The sequence below is a fragment of the Devosia sp. Root105 genome (assembly GCF_001424865.1).
In the GTDB taxonomy this organism is placed as follows: Bacteria; Pseudomonadota; Alphaproteobacteria; order Rhizobiales; family Devosiaceae; genus Devosia_A.
Genome location: NZ_LMCR01000001.1, coordinates 32,704 through 47,857 on the forward strand (window position 1 = coordinate 32,704; position 15,154 = coordinate 47,857).

A 15,154-nucleotide genomic window follows, 5' to 3' on the forward strand; every position below is an offset into this window, starting at 1 on the left:
CCGCGAGCCGCGTGGCCTGCGGCCGCCCCGGGTTTTGTAACGATGCCGCCCGGTCTTTCCAACGCCTTTATGCTATGGCATCACAGCCCAAATCGCCGAACCAGGATTTCGACATGACGATCAGACTGCATCGGGGCGACCTGCCCGACCTCCAGCGCTATGGCCGGGAGGTGGCGATCGACACCGAAACCATGGGACTCGATCCGCGGCGTGACCGGCTCTGCGTGGTGCAGCTCTCCCCCGGTGACGGCAGCGCCGACGTGGTGCAGATCCCGCAGGATCTGAAGGACGCGCCGAACCTCACGAAGCTGCTGAGTGACCCCGGGGTCACCAAGATCTTCCACTATGCGCGCTTCGACATGGCCGTGCTGAAGCACCGCTTCGGTATCGTCACCGGCCCGGTTTACTGCACCAAGATCGCCAGTAAGCTGGTGCGCACCTACACCGATCGGCACGGCCTCAAGGACCTGGCGCGCGAGCTGTTGAACATCGACATGTCCAAGCAGCAGCAGAGCTCGGACTGGGGCGCCGAAAAGATCTCCGAAGCGCAGCTCGACTATGCCGCATCGGACGTCCTCTACCTCCACGACCTGAAGCGCCACCTCGATCGGATGCTCAGGCGCGAGGGCCGGACCGAACTGGCCCAGGCCTGCTTCGAGTTCCTCAAGCACCGGATCGACCTCGACCTGATGGGCTGGGACGAGACCGACATCTTCGCGCATAGCTGATGGCGTCGCTGGCCACCCCGATCGACGATCGCGCCGCGCTCTACGCGCGACTCAATCGTCGCAACCGGCTGGTCAGCCTGTTGCGCTGGCTGGTGCCAGCCAGCGGCGTGCTGGTGTTCGTGGTGCTCTTGGCGATGATCGTCATCGACAATCTGGGGCAGCGCTTCGGCTACTCCAATATCAGGATCGATCGGGACAACCTGGTGGTGGAAACGCCACGACTCACCTCCACCGGCGATGACGGCACGCTTTACGCGCTGTCGGCGCGGGCGGCGAAGGTGGCACCGACACAGAACGACCTGATCGACATGGAGGACGCAGTGTTCACCATGACCCCGCCGGAGGGCGCGGCGATGCAGGCGGAAGCGGCGGCAGCACAGTTCCAGACCAATGACCAGTTGCTGAACGTGCCGGGGATCGCCCATGTCACCAGTTCGGAGGGGCTCGATGGCACGCTCGAAGCGGTGTTCGCCGACCTGATGAACTGGAAGATGGTGGCGAGCGGCAACGTCGACATCACCATGCCCAGCGGCTCGCACATCGTCTCCGAGGGCATGACCTATGATCGCGAAACCGGTATCTACACCTTCAAGAACGCCAAGGTGACGCTGGTCTCGACCCCGGGGGAAACCGAATGAAGTTTTGTGCTGCCCTCGCTATTGCCTTGACCACCCTGTTGGCCATGGCGCTGCCGGCGGCCGCGGCCGAGCCGGTGAACGTCGCCGCCGACGATTTCACCATTGACCAGAACAACAACAACGCCACCTTCACCGGCAACGTCACGATCACCCGGACCGGATTGAAGCTCTGGGCCGACAAGGTGGTAGTGGTCTATGGCAGCGGTGGGCAAAGCGACATCGACGGCCTCACCGCCACCGGCAATGTGCGGATCAAGACCGACAGCCAGGACGCCACCGGGGCCAAGGCGACATTCGATCCGGACACCCTGATCCTGAGGCTCAGCGGCAATGTCACGGTGGTCAACGCGCAGGGCAAGCTGAACGGGCCGGAGCTGACCATCAACCTCAAGACCAACAGCTCGGTGTTCAAGGGCAATGCCGGAGGCCGGGTGACCGGCGTCTTCACCCCGCAATGAACGAAGCGGCAAAAGTGACGGCCAGGACCCCGGTCGACCAATCCGGCTGGCTGGTGGCGCACGGGCTCAACAAAAGCTTCGGCAAGCGGACGGTGGTCGAGAATGTCAGCCTCGCGGTGCGGCGCGGCGAGGCGGTTGGCCTGCTTGGGCCGAACGGCGCCGGCAAGACCACCGTCTTCACCATGATCATGGGGCTGGTGAAGCCGGACAAGGGCAAGATCCTGGTCGACGGGCGACCGATCACCAACCTGCCGCTGTTCCAGCGCGGGCGGCTCGGCATCGGCTACCTGCCGCAGGAGAGCTCGATCTTTCGCGGCCTCAGCGTCGAGGGCAACATCCTCGCGGTGCTCGAGGGGCACGTGCCAAGGAAAGCCGACCGGCTGGCGCGGCTCAATGAGCTGCTGACCGAATTCGGCATCGCCCATATCGCCAAGTCCAATGCGCTGGCGCTGTCGGGCGGCGAACGACGGCGCGTCGAAATCGCCCGGGCGGTCGCCACCGACCCCCTGTTCATGCTGCTCGACGAGCCGTTCGCCGGCGTCGACCCGATCGCGGTCAGCGAAGTCAAGATGCTGGTCAGGCACCTCACCCGCCGCGGCATCGGGGTGCTGATCACCGACCATTCGGTGCGCGAGACCCTGTCGCTGGTCGACCGCGCCTATGTGATCCACGAGGGCCATGTGATGATCCAGGGCAAGCCCGAGGTGATCGCCGCCGACCCCGAGGCGCGACGGGTGTATCTGGGCGATACGTTCGAGGTCTGACTGGTCAAGCGAGGTTTCGCCCGAAGAAGTCGATCAGGTGCTCGTGGTGTTCGTTCTCAGCGTCGCTACCCGGCAGGTGATCCTGGCCTTCGTACAGATGCACTTCCGGGTTGCGGCCGTGGCGATGCAGACGGTCGGCCAGACGCCGCGTCATCTCCACCGACCATACCCGGTCGGCGGTGCCGTGGCTGAGGAACAGCGGCCCGGGGTAGCGCTCGATCTCGATCGGCGTGGTCGGCAGCAGCCCGTCCGACGAGCCCTTCCAGCTCCAGGCACGGTGGCCCGGATCCCAAGGCTGCCAGCCGGGATCACCGGCGTCGCGCCATGAACGGCTGTCGAAGCTGCCGCAGATCACATCGGGCGGGCTGTGGGCGGCAATGGCGTCGGGCATGCCCCGGTCCCCGTCACGCGCCATCAGCGCGGCAAGCAGCAGGGCGTGCTCGGCACCGCGCGAGACGCCATAGAGGCCAAGCCTCGGCCCGGCCGGAGCGAAGCCGCGCAGCGCCGCCAGTGCCTCGACGGTGCGGTCGAGCGGCACATCGATGATGTTGCCGGCGTTCCAGGCGTTGCCACCCTTCGAGTAGCTGAAGGGGAAGGCAAGGAAGCCATGCGCGGCGAGGATCGCGGCGTTGCGGTGGCTCCAGCCCGACCACAGGCCCTCCGAACCGTGGAGCAGGAGGACAGTCGGAAATGGTCCTTCACCCGGCGGTCCATAGGTCGTGCCCCAATCCGGCAGCAGCCGTCTGACGATCTTGAGTGGCACCGGACTCTCCTTATGGCTCACCATCGACTACCGCCGGCTCGGATACAACCGGAAGGCAGGAAATGCGTTTGGCCACTCTTGGCACGGTTCTTGCTCTTACCTCGCCAATCATGCATGGATGGCGTTGGAAGCCTCTCTTACGTGGAAACACGCGCATGGCCTTGTCGCCACGGCTTGAGGTTCGTCAGAGCCAGGGCCTGACGCTCACGCCGCAACTCATGCAGTCGATCCGGCTGCTGCAACTCAGCCACCTCGAGCTCAACAGCTTCGTCGAGGCGGAGTTGCTGCGCAATCCGCTGCTCGAGCGCGAGGACGGGGCGGAACCGGCCGACGAGGCGGCGGAAGCGCCGGAGCGCCCGGCCGAACTGAACGCTGCCGAGGACACGGTCGACTATTCCGATCGCATCCAGTCGGCGGACTCGATCGCCAATGGCTACGATACCGAAGTCGAGAACGTCTTCCCCGACCAGTCGGCGCCGGAGCGGCTGACCGACTCGACACAGTGGAACGAGCGGAGCGGCGGTGACGGCGAGGCGGCCGATATCGACCAGTTCGTCGCCGCGCGACCGACGCTCTCCGACCACCTTGCCGCGCAGGCCGGGCTGATCACCGCCGATCCGGCGGAACGGCTGATCGCGCAGTTCCTGATCGACAGCCTCAGCGAGGCGGGCTACCTCGCGGTCGAGCTCGAAACCGTCGCCGAGCAGCTCGGCGCCCCCGTCGAAACCATCGAAGCGGTGCTGTTGAAGCTGCAGGGCTGCGACCCGGTTGGGGTGTTCGCCCGGGATGTGCGCGAGTGCCTGGCGCTGCAACTGCGCGAGAAGGACAGGCTCGATCCGCTGATGTTGCGGCTGCTCGACAATCTCGAGCTGGTGGCCCAGCACGACCTCGCCGCCCTCGCCCGCGCCGTGGGCGCCGATCGCGAGGATTTGCTCGACATGCTGGCCGAGCTGCGCCAGCTCGACCCCAGGCCTGGGCGCGCCTTCGAGGCGGGGCCGGTGGAATCGGTGGTGCCGGATGTGTTCGTGCGGCCGGGGCCCGGCGGCGAGTGGCAGATCGAGCTCAATGCCGACGTGCTGCCACGGGTGCTGGTCAACCGCACCTATTATGCCTCGGTGACCAAGAAGACCCGCGACACCACGGAAAAGAGCTTCCTGACCGATTGTCTCGCCACCGCCAACTGGCTGGCCAAAAGCCTCGACCAGCGGGCGCAGACCATCCTCAAGGTCACCGCCGAGATCGTCAAACAGCAGGACGGCTTTCTCGTCCACGGCATCACGCATCTGCGGCCAATGACGCTGAAGGCGGTCGCCGACGCCATCGAGATGCACGAGTCGACGGTAAGCCGGGTCACCTCGAACAAATACGTGTCGACGCCGCGCGGGCTGTTCGAGATGAAGTACTTTTTCACCACGGCGCTCGGCTCATCGACCGGCGAGGGCGACCATTCCGCTGAGGCAGTGCGCCACCGCATCAAGCAGATCATCGATGCCGAGCAGCCGGCCGATATCCTCTCCGACGACACCATCGCCGAGATGCTGCAGAAGGAACGCGGGATCGAAGTGGCGCGCCGTACCGTGGCGAAATACCGCGAGGGGATGAACATCCCCTCCTCGGTGATCCGGCGCCGCCAGAAGCGCGCTTTGGTCGCGGCGGGACGATAGCGCGTCGACACTGCCGCTGTCGACACCTCGCATTTGAACCCAATCGGGTTCCGCGCATTGCCCCTTGGGAGGGGTCGGTCTAGACTCCCCTCACCGGGGTGACCACATCTCATGGTGGCGGCCGCTCCGGCCGGCTACACGAGCATTTCACCGTTTGCTGAAGCGTTGAAATGCTCAGGCCTTTGATTTGGTCGCGCTTTCGAACCGGAAAAGTCTCAGAACTTTTCCTGAAAGCGCTCTAGCGAGAAAGAGGACCTCCATGACACTGCGCGTCTCAGGAAAGAACATGGATGTCGGCGATGCGCTGCGTATCAGGGCGCAGGGCCATTTCGACACGGTGGTGAAGAAGTACTTCGACGGCAACTACACCGGCCACCTCACCCTCGAACCGGAAGGCTCGGGGTTCAACGCCCAGTGCATGGTGCACCTCGATTCCGGCGCCGTGCTGCAGTCGAGTTCGTATGGCGGCGACGCGATGTCGGCCTACCAGGGCATGGCTGACACCATCGAGAAGCGCCTCAGGCGCTACAACCGCAAGCTCAAGGCGCACCGCCGCCATGCCAATGGCACTGACGAGGAGGCGCCATCCTACGTGCTCGCCGCGCCCAGCGAGGATGACGAGCTGCTGGAGGACTACTCGCCGCCGGTGATCGCCGAGGCGACCTCGAGCCTGAGGCAGATGTCTGTGGGCGAAGCGGTGATGCAGCTTGATTTGACCCAGGCGGAAGTGGTCGTATTCCGGCATGCTGGACATGGTGGCCTAAATGTGGTCTACCGCCGCGCCGACGGCAATATTGGCTGGATCGATCCGGCCCTCAGGCCGAACTAGGGCTCCGGAAAAGCTTGCTCTTTCCGCATCCACGATGGGAACTTCTTGATGGAATTGGCTGACATCCTCTCGGAGGAGTCCGTGATTGTTTGCTCTGAGATCAAGACCAAGCTGGACGTGCTGCACAGGCTCTCCGAGCGGGCCGCAGAGATCACCGGGCAGGACGCAGCGACCATCTTCGAAGCGGTGAACGATCGCGAACAGCTGGGCTCGACCGGGCTCGGCAATGGCATCGCCATTCCGCACGGCAAGTTTGCCGGGCTGGGGTCGGTGACCGCCCTGTTCGCCAAGCTGGAACAGCCGGTGGAGTTCGAGTCGGTCGACGACCAACCGGTCGACCTCGTCATGCTGCTGCTCGCGCCGATGGGCGCGGGCGCCGACCATCTCAAGGCACTGGCTCGGGTGGCGCGGATCCTGCGCACCGATTCAGTCGTCGCGCGGCTGCGTCGCGCCGACGATGCCGGCGAACTCTACGGCATCCTGACCCAGCCGCTGGAAGCTACGCGGGCGGCCTGAGTCCGGAGGGCTCCCCGCGCCCCCCTCCCCCTTGAGGCAGGCGACGCATATGGCCGAACCATTGTGCCCTCCAGGCCCCTCTCTGGCAAAATCTAAGGCTTAGCCAAACGGCTAAACCTAAGATTTTGCTTTCTCCCCCGCCAAGGGGGAGATGATCCGTGCCTTCCACTTGCGCCGGAGTATCAGTCGGGACTCTCCCCTTGGCGGGGGAGAAAGCGAAAACTTGGGCTTAGCGCAGCTAAGTCCTTAGTTTTCGGGAAGAGAGGGGGTGCGGGGAGCCACGGGGGTTTTGCAGCATCCCTCATCCGGCGCCTCCCATATGCGATTGCCCTGCCCACAAGGGGTAGGGAGCCCGCCCCGTCACATCAGCTTCACCGAGCACGCCTAGCGTCTCCGTGGTCGCGCCGCCTTAAGTGCGCCAGCCAGGCCGTTCAGGAGAATGTGATGTTTGCCAGATTGTCGCTGGCGGCAACGCTTGTTGTCGCCCTCAATTGTGTTGCCCCTGTCGTTGTTACGCTCAGCCTCGCCGCCGAGCCGGTGGCGATGACCTCGAGCGTGCTCGACAGCTTCGAGATTCCCGAGATCAACCAGGCGATCGGCGTCGACGCCGAGCATTTCTACGCCATCGACAACACCTCGATCGCCAAATACGCCAAGGGCAGCAAGCAGCCGGTGCTCAGCCGCGACTACGAGGATATCGGCGCCATCCATTTCGACAGCGCCACGGTGGTCGACGGCAAGGTCTATGTCGCCCATTCCAACTACCCGGTATGGCCAATGACCTCGTCGCTGGAGATTTTCGACGCGGCGACGCTCGACCACCTCGAGAGCCACAGCTTCGGCATTCAGATCGGCTCGTTTACCTGGGTGGATCGGGCGGCCGACGGCAGCTGGTGGGGCGGCTTTGCCAATTACAACCGGGTGTTCGACAAGAGCCCCGTCGCCTATGGCAACAAATACAATACGCAGGTGGTGCGCTTCACCCCGACTGGCAGGTGGCCGCGGCCTATGTGATTCCGGATGCAGTGGTGGAAAAGTTCGACGACATGTCGAACTCGGGCGGCTCGTGGGGGCCGGACGGTAACCTCTATCTCAGCGGTCACGACCCGGCCGAAGCCTATGTGATGCAACTGCTCAAGATCGGCTCGACGCTCAACTGGATCGGCACGGTGCCGCTCGCCATTGCCGGCCAGGGCATTGCCTGGGACCGCTCCGAGCCCGACGTGCTCTACGGCTTCGTGCGCAAAACCAAAATGGTGAGCGTCAACAAGGTCGACCTCGACAGCCTCGGCGACTAACGGGTTTGGGCGTGGGCGCGGGCTGCGCTCACGCCACCCCCGTTCAGTGCAGCGTGACGATGCCGAACGACTTGTCGCTCAGCCATTCCTCGACCGCTTCCTCGCTGTCGCCGACCATTAACGGCGAGCCGTCGGCCGAGACCACGATGTGGAAGTCGGAGTCCTCGTTGAATTCGCTGTCGGGCAGGATCGGACCCATGTCCGCGCCCTTGACGTGCTTGACGTAGACCACTGCATTGCCGCCGAGCGCCATGAACTGGGCCGGGGTCAGGTTCCGCAGGGGATTGTCGATGGGGTGTTCTCTGTTCTCTTGCACTTCATGTTCCCCTTTCTAGGCAGAACGGATCTCGATACGGCGGGCGATCTTTTCGGCTCTCGGACGAACAACTGCGAGCATCAGCATGCCGTTCCGTAACATCGCGTCTTTGACCACCATGCCGTCGGCGAGGAGGAAGTTTCGCTGGAACTGCCGCGCGGCGATGCCGCGATGCAGGTATTGCCGGCTGGCGTCGTCTTTCTGCCGGCCGCGGATCAGCAGCTGGTTATCCTCCACCGTCACCTCGAGGTCGGCCAGGCCGAACCCCGCGACGGCGATGGAAATCAGAAAGGTCTCCGCGCCCTCGTTATCGAGCGAACGCTCGATATTGTAAGGCGGATAGCCATCGGCGGCTTTGCTCAACCGATCGATGCGTTCCTCGAACGCGTCGAAGCCGAGCAGGAAGGGCGCCGAAAACATGGAGACGCGCGACATCCGTATCGTCCTTGTTCCAAGCAACGGTGTGGAGCGGCCCGAGTTTCAGTGGCGCCGTTCCATGCCCGTGATATGGGTCTGGGACCCTTCCCAATCAAGACCGCCGCCCCGGCGGGGAGCATGACTTTGACCGACAGCACGGTGGCGGTGGTGATCCCCGCCTACAAGGCCGAGAGCCTGATTGAACAGGCGGTTCGCAGCGTCCTCCAGCAGACCCATGCGGACTGGGAAGCCTGGATCGTCACCGATGACGGCGAGGACTACGAAGAGCTGCTCGGCCGTGCCGGTCTCGTCGACGAGCGCTTCCATTTCCTCAGCTCCGGCCGGGTCGGCGCCGGCGCGTCGCGGGCCCGCAACCTGGCGCTCGACCGCATCAGCGCCCCCTATGTGGCCATCCTCGATGCCGACGACCGGCTGAAACCGCGGAAGCTCGAGCTGGCCGTCGCGGCGCTGGCCGAGCACCCGATCGTTGCTTCGGCGCTCGAGGTGATGGATGACGGCTACACGCACCTGCGTTTCGTCGGCGATGGCGAGGATCGGGTGCTGACCCCCGGCGCCTACAAGTTCGTCAACCTGTCGATGGACTCGATGATCGTCTGGGACCGCCGGCGCTGCGACGCGCGCTACGATCTCGAACTCACCAACATGACCGACCTGGAGCTGCTGATGCAGCTCTGGCGCACCGCTGGAACCGTTCACCACCTCGGCACGCCACAGCACGACTACGTCAAGCTCTCGAGCTCGATGAGCAACGGCATCGGCGTCACCGAGAAGATGATCGCCTCGAAGAAAGCGCTGCTGCAACGACTGGAAACCGGCCACTACCGCTTCGCCGCCCCCGGCACGGCGGAAGGCCTGATCGCCTTTCTCGGCCTGTCGCTCGCCGCCGAAGCCGCCTACCCGATGGCGCTCGAGGAAAAGCCGGGGCTGCTGTTCGAGGATCACCTCGAACCGATGCTGCGGGCGTACGAACAGCGAGTGAAGCTGGACTAGAGCATTTCACCGTTTCTTTAAATCGATGAAATGCTCCAGGTCTTTGATTTGGCCGCGCTTTCGAGGAGGAAAAGTCTGCATGCCCCGCCTTCGCGGGACAGGCTTTTTTCCTGAAAGCGCTCTAGCGGCCAGTTGGTGCGGTGGCCCGGCGCCACAGCACGCCCAGCCGCGCCAGGTTCAGCCCGATATAGACGGCCAGGACGGCGCGGCGTGGCAGGTCGAGCCGGCTGTTCCACACCTCGCGCATGCCGGCCTGGCGCAGGGCGCGGCGCTGCGCGGGGCTGAAGGCCCAGTTCCGGCTGAGGCTGGTTTTCTGGAAGTATTTTCGACAGAGCGTTTCGGGCACGCGGACGAAATCGCCGAGCAGCGACAGATGCAGGAGCCAGGTCCAGTCGGCCGAGAACTCACCTTCGGCATTGGGTTTGATCCCACCGGCCCGTGCGAAGGCCCAGGAGCGGAACAGTCCGCGATTAGGCAGCCACCAGTCGGTCACGAGGCCGCCCATCACCAGGCCGCGCGCCAATGGTGTGTGGGCAGCGGCAAGGGCGTCGAACACCTTGATCTCGCCCGACCCATCCGGCTGGAACAGCTGCATATCGGTATAGGCCAGCACCGCGCCGGGGTTGTCGCGCAGCGCCGCGACGAGCTTTTCGACATAGCTCGGCTCGACCGCATCGTCGTGGAAGGCAAAGAACATCAGCTCGCCGGTGGCGTTGGCCATCAGGTCGTTGGCGTTGCGCAGCCAGCCAAGATTTTCGCTGCGCCGCAGGACGCGCACGTTGCCGCGGGTCGCCGCAAAGGCGGTGACGATGTCGAAGGTATTGTCGGTCGAGCAATCCTCGCCGATCAGGATCTCGAGGTTCGGCCAGGTCTGGGCGGCGAGACTATCCAGCGCCCGGGTGACGAAGGCGGCGGAGTTGTAGCAGGGGACCAGCGCGGTCACCTTCGGCTGCCAGGGCGCGACCGGCGGCAAGGATTGGTCCAGCACGGCCGCTAACCTCCCGAAATCTCGGCGGCCAGCTGCTCGGCCATCCACGGTGCAGTCGAGTACTTGCCAGTATCGACGGAATAGTAGCTGCCTTCGCGCTGCACGCCGAAACGGTCGCGCCGATGGATGCTCGCCGCGGGGTCGTCGACCGATCCCCTGGCCTGGGCGAAGACGAAACCGCCCCGGACCTTGATGTCCTCGGCCGCCTCGAAAACCGCCTCGGTCCCTGGGAGCAGGGTTCCCAGCCGAGCTCGCACGGCGTCGACAAATCGTTCCGTGGCCGCCGCGTCCAGCGCTTCGGGTCGCTCGAGGGTGATGCCGCTGCCCTGCCTGACCATGCCGACCGGGTACCAGGACATATAGAAGTCGCGTCCATTGTAGTTTTTGACGTCGCCAAAACCTCCGACGGTGATGAGGGCGCTTCGCAGCGCAACCGGTCGTTTGGTGCGAATGAAGAGGCAATAGCGGAAGCGGTGCGACCATCCCGGCTCGGGCGTGATGCCCGCAGTCAGGTCCACGGCCAGGCGACCTTCCCACAGGGCATTGACCACCACGTCGAACGGCTCCCGCGCCCCATCGTTGGTAGCCACCTGCCATTTCCCATCGACGCCGGCCACGGGCTTTGCCTCGGTGATCGTCGTCTCCAGCCGCAACGTGACGCGGGGTTGGCTGCGCAGCGCCGCGGCCAGGCTCCCGGCGACCCACTGCGTGTTGATCGAGCGTTCGGGAACTTCGTATCCGGCAACCACCTCGTCCGAGGTGCTGATCGCGCCCCATTCGGCCGGCGAGAGCTTCCGGCTCCGTGCCGCCGAGACATCGACCAGGTAGTTCCGCGCTCCCGGGTGCTCGTGCAGCAGGTCGTCGATCCGGCCGAAGGTCCGCTCCAGGGTGGCGGCGTCGACGACCGAGTTGCGATGTACGAGGTAGATGTCATCTCTGGAGGTAGTGTGCGGCCTGAGGTCGGCCTCCAGCAGCTTTGACAGCACGCGCCCGAAGCTGAGGCTGCCGGGGAGGATGTGCCGGGCCGTCCTGAGACTGTCATCTGCCCCATACAGATATCCCAGGTGGATCTTACCTTCGTTCCAGCGGCTGGCGCAGGCGACCGGCTCACTCTCCTTGTCGTACACGGTCACGTCGTGGCCACGGCGGGCGAGCAAAAGCGCCAGGCTGGAGCCGAGAATACCAGCCCCGAGTACGGCGATGCGTTTACGAGGCACTAGACGGGGTCCTCGGAGTAGTCGTCGGGATCGTAGGCGGTGTCGCACAGAACCAGCAGGCTCGCGCGCTCGCCCCGATAGGTCTGACTGGCCCAGACCGGCGGCTCGACAAGAACAGCACGGAGCCTGTCATCGAGGGTCAGCCGCTCGACGGTTCCACCATAGCGGAGCTCGACGTCGATGCTGCCGGACAGCCGCACCAACAGCTGTCGGCCCCGGTGATGTCCGTGGCCGCCCCGGAGGGCCCCATCCGGGGCCTCGACGATGAAGCTCCTGACCGCGGCAAAGCGATGCCGGTCGAACGCCAGGGCGGCGAGAGCGCCGCGCTCGTCGGCATGTATGCTGGGGATCAGTTCAACAACCTTGCCCCCAAGCCAGACCCGCTCCATGCCGCCCTACTTCAGCGCCGCCTCGACGTCGCGCAGGTACGGCACAGACGGCTGGGCGCCCGGCTTCAGCACCGCAAGACTGGCGGCCACGGCGGCGCGGCGCATGGCGGCTTCGAGGTCGAGGCCGCGATCCAGCCCTGCCGCCAGGTAGCCGCAGAAGGTGTCGCCGGCGCCGACGGTGTCGACCGGATCGACCTTCATTGCCGGAACGGCGAAGCTGCCGGTCGGGGTGGCGGCGCGGGCGCCGTCGGGGCCGAGGGTGACGATCACCGTCTGATTCTGCGATTTCGCCCAATCGGTCATCGCGGCATCGAGCCGGTCGACGCCGGCGCCGGTCAGCAGTTCAAACTCGGTTTCGTTGGCGATGACGATCGAGGCCTGTTCGGCCACCGCCTTGGTGGTCTTCAGGAACGGCGCGGTGTTGAGGATCGAGACGACGCCCTGGGCCTTGGCCAGCTCCAGCGCGCGCTCGGTGGCCGCCTGCGGAATCTCCTGCTGCAGCATCAGCACCGAGCCGATGCCCAGCCCCTCGAGCGCTGCATCGGCGTCAGCCCGCCCCATGGTGCCGTTGGCGCCGGGGAGGATGGCGATGACGTTCTCGCCGGCCTCATCGACGAAGATCATGGCGATGCCGGTGGCGCCTTCGACGACGCGCACGTGGGTGAGGTCCACACCGTCGGCGCGCAGCAGCTTCAGCGCTTCATCGGCGAAACTGTCGGTGCCGGCGGCAGCGAACATCCGGACCTCGGCTCCGGCGCGACGGGCGGCCAGCGCCTGGTTGGCGCCCTTGCCGCCGGCCGCCATCGAGAACTGGTCCCCGGGCACGGTCTCGCCGGGCTTGGGGATGCGGCTGACGGTGCCGATCAGGTCGAGATTGGTGGAGCCGAGGACAGTGATCAATTGAGGACCTTGGGGATGGTGTTCCAGTTGCGCATGGTAGCGACCGCGCCCTTCTCCAACTGCCGGTCGAACTTGTCCAGCCCCGGACCGTGCCGACCGTCGGACTGGCGGTAGCCGACGAGATAGATTTCGCGCGCCTCGGCCCGCACCACGTCGTAATTGTCGGGGATGCCGGTATAGCTCGCGCCCGCGGGCAACGGCTTGTCGAACAGCATGACGTAGCGGTGGAAGTTCCCCGCCTCCGGATAGGCCGCGAAGGGTTTTGCCGCCAGCATGGCCTCGATCTCGGGGCCCGAGCGCATCACCGCCTCGGAAAACCAGCCCCAGCGTTTTTCGATCGCCGCTTCCAATTCCGCCTTGGGGTCGTGCCCACACTCGAAGCGCACATTGCCGCTGGCGAGGATGGTCTTGATGCCCGTGTAGCCGAGCTCCGCGCAGAGCGCCTGCAGTTCCGCCATCTTCATCTGGCGCTTGCCGACATTGACGGCGCGCAGGAACGCCACCCAGACGGTCACTTCTGCTTGCCCTGCGGATGGATGGTCTCGCCGCGCTTCAGCATCTCGACAAAGCTCTCGATCTTCTTTTTCCGCCCGGCCTCGGTCTTCATGTTGTGGGTGCGGAAAGCAATGGCGAAGCGGTTCTGCTCGCTGAGCCGGCCGAGCATCTCTTTGGCCGCCGGTTCGGCGTCGATTGCCGCCTGGAGGTCATCGGGGATCTTCATGTCCTTGCCGGCGCCGTAGGCCTTGTCCCAGCGGCCGTCGGCCTTGGCGGCCTCGACATGCTTCATGCCGTGCTCGGTCATCCGGCCGGATTTGACCAGCCGCGCGACATTGTCGACGTTGATCTTGCTCCAGATGCTTTTCCGGCCGCGGCGGGTGTAGCGCTGCAGGAAGCTCTTGTCGTCAAAGCCCTTGCGCACCGCGTCGATCCAGCCCCAGCAGAGGATGGCGTCGATCGCCTCTTTGGCGGTGATCGAGGGCAGGCCAGAGCCGACCTTGTGGATCTTGATCCAGACTTCATCCCAGCTGTCGTGGTGCTGGCTGAGCCAATCGTAGAAGGCCTGCTCGTCCTTGAATTCGAGCACCTTGTCGGGGTCGACATAGACTGGCGCCATCAGTCGGACTCGCGTTCGATGATCTTTTGCAGCGCCAGTTCGAGCCGCTCATCATTGGGCAGCTGCAGACCGAAGGTGCCGGTGAGCAGCTCGCGCAGTTCGGCGGTCGAATTGATCAGCCGGCCCTCGCTCGGCGCGCCGACGGTGTGGATGTTGAGCTTCCTATTGAACAGGGCGACGCGCCGGGCCTTCTCGACCTTGGCGACCAGCAGGTTCTGGGTGAAGAACGGCGACGAGTCGGCTTCATCGTTCAGCCTGGCCAGCTCGTCCATGCTGCGTTCGGTGCGCTCGAAGCTGTAAAGCGCGTGCCACGCACCGGCGATCTCGATCTCCACCTGCCAGGTGCCGTCGGCTTCGAGCAGGCGGTAGGTGTCGAGCGGGGTGGCCTGGGGCGCGTCGGCGCGCAGCCGGAGCGGCGCTGTGGCGGTCTGGCCGCCGAAACCGACATCGGCGAGATAGGTGACACCGGCAACTTCGACTGTCAGCACCAGGTGGCGCAATGGCGGCTCCTCGCCCTCGGCGAGGCCCCACAGCACGCGGGCGCCGTGCATCTTCACCTCGAAGTCGAGCTCCTCGAGCATCGCCTTGAACAGGAGGTTGTGCTCGAAGCAATAGCCACCACGACGATCGAACAGCAGCTTCTGCTGCAGGTTGGCGAGGTCGAGCCGGACCGGCGCGCCCATCAGCGGATCGAGGTTTTCGTAAGGGATGGCCGCCGGATGCAGCTGATGCAATTGGCTCAGCGTCTCCAGCGAGGGAGCGATCGAGCCGGCAAAGCCGATACGCTCGAACCAGGCATCGATATTGGCCTTTGATGCCACGGACATCCCCACCGCTGATTCCGGGAGGGCCATAATGATGAGCGGAACGGGATTTGTCACCCTGTCCTGGAGCGCCCTGCCCGGACGGGTAGGTCGAGCACTTGAGATGCCCCGCTCACGGGGTTGTCCTCGCGAAAGTGCATGGGCGCTAAGTTATGGTCGCGCCCCACCCACCGGCGGTCATCCCTGCGAAAGCAGGGACCCATCTCACCGCCAGCACCAGCTGATAGTTGGGTCCCAGCTTTCGCTGGGATGACACCGAGTTTGGGGGACTTGCACAGCGTCGGTTCGCTTACTCGGTGGCCCAACGCGGCGCGTCGGGA

The 15,154-nt window shown here is 65.0% G+C and carries 19 protein-coding genes and 1 pseudogene; 10 read left to right on the top strand and 10 right to left on the bottom strand.

Annotated elements, in window-relative coordinates:
• Nucleotides 1-113: 113 nt before the first annotated feature.
• From ASC68_RS00150 to lptB, 4 genes and pseudogenes are all read left to right on the top strand, one after another.
• On the top strand, nucleotides 114-728 hold the full coding sequence (locus tag ASC68_RS00150; RefSeq protein WP_055875847.1) for a ribonuclease H-like domain-containing protein: 615 nt from the start codon (nucleotides 114-116) through the stop codon (nucleotides 726-728).
• Nucleotides 728-1,366 carry an LPS export ABC transporter periplasmic protein LptC gene (gene lptC, locus ASC68_RS00155; RefSeq protein WP_055872946.1) on the top strand — a complete coding sequence of 213 codons (639 nt, stop codon included), beginning with the start codon at nucleotides 728-730 and terminating at the stop codon, nucleotides 1,364-1,366. The genes ASC68_RS00150 and lptC overlap by 1 nt, the downstream gene beginning before the upstream one ends.
• Nucleotides 1,363-1,824 (top strand): lipopolysaccharide transport periplasmic protein LptA, encoded by a 462-nt coding sequence (gene lptA / locus ASC68_RS00160; protein ID WP_055872949.1) that lies wholly within the window; start codon nucleotides 1,363-1,365, stop codon nucleotides 1,822-1,824. Before lptC ends, lptA begins: the two co-directional genes overlap by 4 nt.
• A gap of 44 nt (nucleotides 1,825-1,868) precedes the next feature.
• Nucleotides 1,869-2,588, top strand: a pseudogene (gene lptB, locus ASC68_RS00165) (LPS export ABC transporter ATP-binding protein); the annotation flags it as partial.
• Between the two features lie 4 nt (nucleotides 2,589-2,592).
• On the opposite strand, the gene ASC68_RS00170 reads toward lptB, so the two are convergent.
• Complete coding sequence (locus ASC68_RS00170) at nucleotides 2,593-3,351, bottom strand: acyl-CoA thioester hydrolase/BAAT C-terminal domain-containing protein (protein WP_055875849.1); 759 nt, start codon at nucleotides 3,349-3,351, stop codon at nucleotides 2,593-2,595.
• A gap of 155 nt (nucleotides 3,352-3,506) precedes the next feature.
• On the opposite strand from ASC68_RS00170, the gene rpoN reads away from it, so the two are divergent.
• From rpoN to ASC68_RS00195, 5 genes are all read left to right on the top strand, one after another.
• Nucleotides 3,507-5,015: an RNA polymerase factor sigma-54 gene (gene rpoN, locus ASC68_RS00175; RefSeq protein ID WP_055872955.1), complete on the top strand. Its 1,509-nt coding sequence runs from the start codon at nucleotides 3,507-3,509 to the stop codon at nucleotides 5,013-5,015.
• 259 nt (nucleotides 5,016-5,274) lie between these two features.
• Nucleotides 5,275-5,844 (top strand): HPF/RaiA family ribosome-associated protein, encoded by a 570-nt coding sequence (locus ASC68_RS00180; protein WP_082527780.1) that lies wholly within the window; start codon nucleotides 5,275-5,277, stop codon nucleotides 5,842-5,844.
• Between the two features lie 48 nt (nucleotides 5,845-5,892).
• The gene (locus ASC68_RS00185) at nucleotides 5,893-6,360 is read left to right on the top strand and encodes a PTS sugar transporter subunit IIA (protein WP_055872961.1); all 468 of its coding nucleotides are present in this window, start codon (nucleotides 5,893-5,895) and stop codon (nucleotides 6,358-6,360) included.
• A gap of 444 nt (nucleotides 6,361-6,804) precedes the next feature.
• Entirely contained in the window at nucleotides 6,805-7,374 is a 570-nt protein-coding gene (locus ASC68_RS00190; protein ID WP_055872964.1) for a hypothetical protein, read from the top strand.
• 14 nt (nucleotides 7,375-7,388) lie between these two features.
• Complete coding sequence (locus tag ASC68_RS00195) at nucleotides 7,389-7,658, top strand: hypothetical protein (RefSeq protein ID WP_156387199.1); 270 nt, start codon at nucleotides 7,389-7,391, stop codon at nucleotides 7,656-7,658.
• 43 nt (nucleotides 7,659-7,701) lie between these two features.
• On the opposite strand, the gene ASC68_RS00200 is transcribed toward ASC68_RS00195, so the two are convergent.
• Together ASC68_RS00200 and ASC68_RS00205 are read right to left on the bottom strand one after the other, a co-directional pair.
• Nucleotides 7,702-7,974 (bottom strand): DUF1150 family protein, encoded by a 273-nt coding sequence (locus ASC68_RS00200; protein ID WP_055872969.1) that lies wholly within the window; start codon nucleotides 7,972-7,974, stop codon nucleotides 7,702-7,704.
• A 15-nt stretch (nucleotides 7,975-7,989) separates the two neighbouring features.
• Complete coding sequence (locus ASC68_RS00205; RefSeq protein ID WP_055872972.1) at nucleotides 7,990-8,409, bottom strand: Hsp20 family protein; 420 nt, start codon at nucleotides 8,407-8,409, stop codon at nucleotides 7,990-7,992.
• A 120-nt stretch (nucleotides 8,410-8,529) separates the two neighbouring features.
• Here ASC68_RS00205 and ASC68_RS00210 point away from each other — a divergent pair, with 120 nt between their 5' ends.
• Entirely contained in the window at nucleotides 8,530-9,402 is an 873-nt protein-coding gene (locus tag ASC68_RS00210; RefSeq protein WP_197420982.1) for a glycosyltransferase family A protein, read from the top strand.
• A gap of 121 nt (nucleotides 9,403-9,523) precedes the next feature.
• Here ASC68_RS00210 and ASC68_RS28890 read toward each other — a convergent pair whose 3' ends face one another.
• The 7 genes from ASC68_RS28890 to ASC68_RS00245 are packed head-to-tail and all read right to left on the bottom strand — an operon-like array spanning nucleotide 9,524 to nucleotide 14,837.
• Nucleotides 9,524-10,390, bottom strand: a complete 867-nt coding sequence (locus tag ASC68_RS28890; RefSeq protein WP_197420984.1) for a glycosyltransferase family 2 protein — start codon at nucleotides 10,388-10,390, stop codon at nucleotides 9,524-9,526.
• A 5-nt stretch (nucleotides 10,391-10,395) separates the two neighbouring features.
• A complete protein-coding gene (locus tag ASC68_RS00220; RefSeq protein ID WP_055872980.1) occupies nucleotides 10,396-11,607 on the bottom strand; it encodes an FAD-dependent oxidoreductase in 1,212 nt (403 codons plus the stop codon).
• On the bottom strand, nucleotides 11,607-11,996 hold the full coding sequence (locus ASC68_RS00225) for an FdtA/QdtA family cupin domain-containing protein (RefSeq protein WP_055872983.1): 390 nt from the start codon (nucleotides 11,994-11,996) through the stop codon (nucleotides 11,607-11,609). Before ASC68_RS00225 ends, ASC68_RS00220 begins: the two co-directional genes overlap by 1 nt.
• A 6-nt stretch (nucleotides 11,997-12,002) precedes the next feature.
• Nucleotides 12,003-12,896 (bottom strand): ribokinase, encoded by an 894-nt coding sequence (locus ASC68_RS00230; protein ID WP_055872986.1) that lies wholly within the window; start codon nucleotides 12,894-12,896, stop codon nucleotides 12,003-12,005.
• Nucleotides 12,893-13,411 (bottom strand): DUF1697 domain-containing protein, encoded by a 519-nt coding sequence (locus ASC68_RS00235; RefSeq protein ID WP_055872988.1) that lies wholly within the window; start codon nucleotides 13,409-13,411, stop codon nucleotides 12,893-12,895. The genes ASC68_RS00230 and ASC68_RS00235 overlap by 4 nt, the downstream gene beginning before the upstream one ends.
• Nucleotides 13,408-14,010: a YdeI/OmpD-associated family protein gene (locus tag ASC68_RS00240; protein ID WP_055872991.1), complete on the bottom strand. Its 603-nt coding sequence runs from the start codon at nucleotides 14,008-14,010 to the stop codon at nucleotides 13,408-13,410. The genes ASC68_RS00235 and ASC68_RS00240 overlap by 4 nt, the downstream gene beginning before the upstream one ends.
• Nucleotides 14,010-14,837 carry an arylamine N-acetyltransferase gene (locus ASC68_RS00245; RefSeq protein ID WP_055872994.1) on the bottom strand — a complete coding sequence of 276 codons (828 nt, stop codon included), beginning with the start codon at nucleotides 14,835-14,837 and terminating at the stop codon, nucleotides 14,010-14,012. The genes ASC68_RS00240 and ASC68_RS00245 overlap by 1 nt, the downstream gene beginning before the upstream one ends.
• Nucleotides 14,838-15,154: the final 317 nt, after the last annotated feature.

Coding starts and splice junctions, on each gene's coding strand:
- ASC68_RS00185 (WP_055872961.1), top strand. CDS start 5,893: ATGGAATTGGCTGACATCCTCTCGGAGGAGTCCGTGATTGTTTGCTCT.
- ASC68_RS00245 (WP_055872994.1), bottom strand. CDS start 14,837: ATGTCCGTGGCATCAAAGGCCAATATCGATGCCTGGTTCGAGCGTATC.
- ASC68_RS00190 (WP_055872964.1), top strand. CDS start 6,805: ATGTTTGCCAGATTGTCGCTGGCGGCAACGCTTGTTGTCGCCCTCAAT.
- ASC68_RS00150 (WP_055875847.1), top strand. CDS start 114: ATGACGATCAGACTGCATCGGGGCGACCTGCCCGACCTCCAGCGCTAT.
- lptC (WP_055872946.1), top strand. CDS start 728: ATGGCGTCGCTGGCCACCCCGATCGACGATCGCGCCGCGCTCTACGCG.
- ASC68_RS00205 (WP_055872972.1), bottom strand. CDS start 8,409: ATGTCGCGCGTCTCCATGTTTTCGGCGCCCTTCCTGCTCGGCTTCGAC.
- ASC68_RS00180 (WP_082527780.1), top strand. CDS start 5,275: ATGACACTGCGCGTCTCAGGAAAGAACATGGATGTCGGCGATGCGCTG.
- ASC68_RS00240 (WP_055872991.1), bottom strand. CDS start 14,010: ATGGCGCCAGTCTATGTCGACCCCGACAAGGTGCTCGAATTCAAGGAC.
- lptA (WP_055872949.1), top strand. CDS start 1,363: ATGAAGTTTTGTGCTGCCCTCGCTATTGCCTTGACCACCCTGTTGGCC.
- ASC68_RS00225 (WP_055872983.1), bottom strand. CDS start 11,996: ATGGAGCGGGTCTGGCTTGGGGGCAAGGTTGTTGAACTGATCCCCAGC.
- ASC68_RS00210 (WP_197420982.1), top strand. CDS start 8,530: ATGACTTTGACCGACAGCACGGTGGCGGTGGTGATCCCCGCCTACAAG.
- rpoN (WP_055872955.1), top strand. CDS start 3,507: ATGGCCTTGTCGCCACGGCTTGAGGTTCGTCAGAGCCAGGGCCTGACG.